The organism is Pseudomonas edaphica (assembly GCF_005863185.1).
Taxonomy (GTDB): domain Bacteria; phylum Pseudomonadota; class Gammaproteobacteria; order Pseudomonadales; family Pseudomonadaceae; genus Aquipseudomonas; species Aquipseudomonas edaphica.
This window is the reverse complement of sequence record NZ_VBVZ01000597.1, coordinates 1-3,727: the sequence shown is the minus strand read 5'-3', so window position 1 is coordinate 3,727 and position 3,727 is coordinate 1. Positions and strand designations below refer to the sequence as shown.

Annotated in this window: 4 protein-coding genes and 1 pseudogene; 3 read left to right on the top strand and 2 right to left on the bottom strand. The window is 61.1% G+C overall.

Features of this window, described 5'->3' with window-relative positions; all coding sequences use genetic code 11:
• On the top strand, window positions 1-629 hold a 629-nt coding region (locus FEM54_RS27265), incomplete at its 5' end, for an alpha/beta fold hydrolase (RefSeq protein WP_138453724.1).
• On the opposite strand, the pseudogene FEM54_RS27260 reads toward FEM54_RS27265, so the two are convergent.
• Window positions 578-940, bottom strand: a pseudogene (locus FEM54_RS27260) (alpha/beta fold hydrolase); the annotation flags it as partial. The gene FEM54_RS27265 and the pseudogene FEM54_RS27260 overlap by 52 nt on opposite strands.
• Window positions 941-1,033: 93 nt before the next feature.
• Window positions 1,034-1,798 carry a LuxR family transcriptional regulator gene (locus FEM54_RS27255; RefSeq protein ID WP_017136115.1) on the bottom strand — a complete coding sequence of 255 codons (765 nt, stop codon included), beginning with the start codon at window positions 1,796-1,798 and terminating at the stop codon, window positions 1,034-1,036.
• Between the two features lie 183 nt (window positions 1,799-1,981).
• Between FEM54_RS27255 and FEM54_RS27250 the strand changes: the two genes are divergently transcribed.
• Together FEM54_RS27250 and FEM54_RS27245 are read left to right on the top strand one after the other, a co-directional pair.
• Entirely contained in the window at window positions 1,982-2,869 is an 888-nt protein-coding gene (locus FEM54_RS27250) for a proline iminopeptidase-family hydrolase (protein ID WP_017136114.1), read from the top strand.
• 3 nt (window positions 2,870-2,872) lie between these two features.
• A partial coding sequence (locus FEM54_RS27245; RefSeq protein ID WP_138453723.1) for an ABC transporter permease occupies window positions 2,873-3,727 on the top strand: 855 nt, incomplete at its 3' end.

The window sequence follows — 3,727 nt, the reverse complement described above, 5'->3', positions numbered from 1 at the left end:
CGATCCTGGGGCAATCCTGGGGCGGCATGCTCGGCAGCGAACACGCGATTTTGCGACCCAAGGGCCTGCGCGCGTTTATCCCGGCCAACTCGCCCACCTGCATGCGCACCTGGGTCAGCGAAGCCAACCGCCTGCGCCAACTGTTGCCCGAAGGCGTGCATCAAACCCTGCTCAAACACGAACAGGCCGGCACTTACCAAGACCTGGAATACCTGGCAGCGGCGCGGGTTTTCTATGACCAGCACGTGTGCCGAGTAAACCCATGGCCGGAAGAAGTGGCGCGCACCTTTGCAGCGGTGGACGCCGACCCGACGGTGTACCACGCCATGAGCGGCCCGACCGAATTTCACATCATCGGCAGCTTGAAGGATTGGAGCGTGATCGGGCGCCTGTCGGCGATCAATGTGCCGACGCTGGTGATATCAGGACGCCACGACGAAGCCACGCCCTTGGTGGTCAAGCCGTTCCTGGATGAAATCACTGACGTGCGCTGGGCGTTGTTTGAAGACTCCAGCCACATGCCCCACGTGGAAGAACGCCAGGCGTGCATGGGGACTGTGGTGAAGTTTCTGGACGAGGCGTGTTCGCTGCCGAGCATGCCGCCCCAGGATTGCCCCAGGATCGCGTAGTTGTCACTGATCTGCAGGTGGTCCAGCAGGTTGTTCAGCTCGTCGAGGAACAGGTCGATGGTCCAGAACGACGCGTCCTTGTCCGGCAAGTGCGTAGAGCGGCCATTGCCGATTTGATCGTAGTGAATCACCGCATGGCCGCTGGCGGCGACGTCCTTGAACGCGTCTACGTAGTCATGGGTGCAACCGGGGCCGCCATGGAGGATCACCAAGGGCGTGCGGCCGGTGCCCAGGTCGCCAGTGACGCGGTACCAGGTCTGGTAGGCGCCGAAGGCCGCGTAGCCTTCGCGGACTTTCTCGATGAATTCCATTTCGTACCCTGCTCTGAAAAAAAGGATCAGGAATACGATAGTCGGCACGCAGCGTTTAAGTAACTAGCAAAACAGCTAGGTTTTACCGACGGATCAATCTTCGAGCAGGCGGTAATGGGTCGCGCGCACCACCGCCTGTACGCGGTTCTTGGCGCCCAGTTTGTGCATGGCCGAGGCCAGGTGCAGGGTGACCACCGCCAGTGAGCGGCTTAACTGCGTGGCGATCTCGGCGGCGGTCAGGCCCTCCGCCGCCCATTTAAGGCACTCGCGCTCGCGTTTGGTCAGATGGATGTGCGGGTAGGTGCGTAGCTCTTTGCTCAGCAGCGGGTAGGCTGCTTCCTGCAAGGCATGGGTGATCAGGCTGAAGTCCGTCAAGGTTTGCTGGGCATCTTCCAGCACCGTGCTGGCCTTGCCGGTGCGCAGGCCGGTCAGCGACGCGAAGCCGCCACGCGGCAGGTGGATCGGCACGGTGACGCCGCAGGTCAGTTGGCGTTCATGCAAATAAGAGGACACGGGCGCATGGCACGGGTCGATGATCTTTTGCAGCGCAGTGTCGGCTTTGGCCTCATAGGACCACACGAACGGCGACACCGTGCTCAAGGCCAGGTGCTGCACCGGGTCGATCTGGTAAAACCCTTCGCTGCACCATAACGCGTGCCAGTCCGACGGCGTGTTGCGCGACTCCAGCACCGAAGGCGTGATCAGCGAACCGTCCTGGTCGATGGGCACCGGCGTGTAGTCATACACCAACGCATCAAAGCCCAACTGCTGGGCGAGGACAAACGTGTTGTCCACCTGTTCAACCAGGCTCCTGCCGGGCATGAGGCGGTTGTTGAAGGCAGTAAGTTTGGACAGCATCCGTTCTGCTCCCGAATTCATTTGAATCTCGACTTGCGGCAAGTAGAATGCCACGCCCCGGCGAAGGACTGCCAGGCCAAACCTATAAGAACTACTAGGTTATGGACGCGCGGCATCCTCGGTAGTGTTGGCCCTGTAAACGGCCGCTACCTGCCAGGCCGATACAACACAAGGAATGTATGCATGTGGCGTGAAATTGCCCCCGACCAGCAGTACAACGTGCAGGTCGATGGCCATAACCTCGTGGCCTACAGCTTTGGCGACGGCGATGAGGTGCTCTTGTGTCTCAACGGCGGCCCGGGCCTGCCGTGTGACTACTTGCGCGACGCCCATGGCTGGCTCAAAGAGCATAACCTGCGAGTGGTTGCATTCGATCAGCTTGGCACGGGCGCATCAGCCAGACCATCAGATGTTTCCCTGTGGGAAATTGGCCGTTATGTCGAAGAAGTCGAAACCGTGCGCCAGGCACTGGGCCTGGGCCGCGTGCATCTGCTTGGGCATTCGTGGGGCGGCTGGTTGGGCATCGAGTACGCCATCCACTATCCCGACGCCCTGAAAAGCCTGATCCTGGAAAACACCGTCGGCGATATTCCGCACCTGTCCCAGGAGCTCGAACGCCTGCGCGGTGCCCTCGGCAGCGAAACCGTGGCCATGATGCAGCGCCATGAAGCCATGGGCACACTCGACCATCCGCAGTATCAGGCCGCTATCACCTTGCTCAACTACCGCCACGTCTGCCGTCTGGACGAATGGCCGGAGCCGGTCAAGCGCTCCCTGGGCGACTGGAACATGGGGCCTTACGAAACCATGCAAGGCCCCAACGAGTTCCTCTATATCGGCAACCTCAAGGACTGGAACCGCATCCCGGAGATGGCCGATTTCAAGATGCCGATCCTGATCACCACCGGCCAGCACGACGAACTGACACCCGCTTGCGCCCATCGCATGAAACTCGCCGCCACACACGCCGAGTTGCATGTATTCCCCAACAGCAGCCATATGCCGTTTTATGAGGAACCCCACGCGTACTTCCCGGTGCTGCTGGACTTCCTCGCTCGCCACCGAGGCTGACGGATGAATCTTGCGCGTTACCGTTTTGTGTTGTCCCGGCCGCTGCAATTGCTGCCGGTGTTGTTTGGCATCAGCCTGATCACCTTTGTGCTGGTGCGCTCGATCCCCGGCGACCCGGCGCGGGCCTTGCTGGGCTCGCGCAGCACGCCGGACGCGCTGCTGAAAATCCGCGCCCAATACGGCCTGGACCAGCCCTTGTGGCTGCAATATTTCTACTTCCTCAAGAACCTGCTCAAGGGCGATCTCGGCCAGTCACTGCTCTATAAGGTCGACGCGTTGAAACTGATCGTCACCCGCATCGAGCCGACGCTGGTGCTGGTGCTCGGCAGTGCGCTGCTGGCGCTGTTGATCGCGGTGCCGCTGGCCACCGTGGCGGCGCGCAACAAAGGCGGTTGGGCGGATAACCTGATCCGCGTGTTCACCACGGTTGGCCTGGGCATGCCGGCCTTCTGGCTGGGCTTGATGCTGATTCTGTTGCTGAGTGTGAAGTGGGGCTTGTTCCCGGTGTCGGGCTACGGTCGCACGTTTACAGATAAAGCCCACCACATGGTCCTGCCGTGCTTGACCATTGCGCTGGCGCTGGCGGCGGTGCTGGTACGCAACCTGCGGGCGAGCATGCTGATGGAGTTGCAGGCTGACCATGTCACCGCTGCCCGCGCACGCGGGTTATCGGAGGCGGCGGTGTTTCGTCGGCATGTGTTACCTAATTCCCTGGTGCCGGCTGTTAACCTGCTGGCGGTGAATATCGGCTGGCTGATCAGCGGCACGGTGGTGATCGAAAGCCTGTTCGCGATTCCCGGCATCGGCCAATTATTGGTGCGCGGCATTTTTACCCGCGACTACATGGTGGTGCAGGGC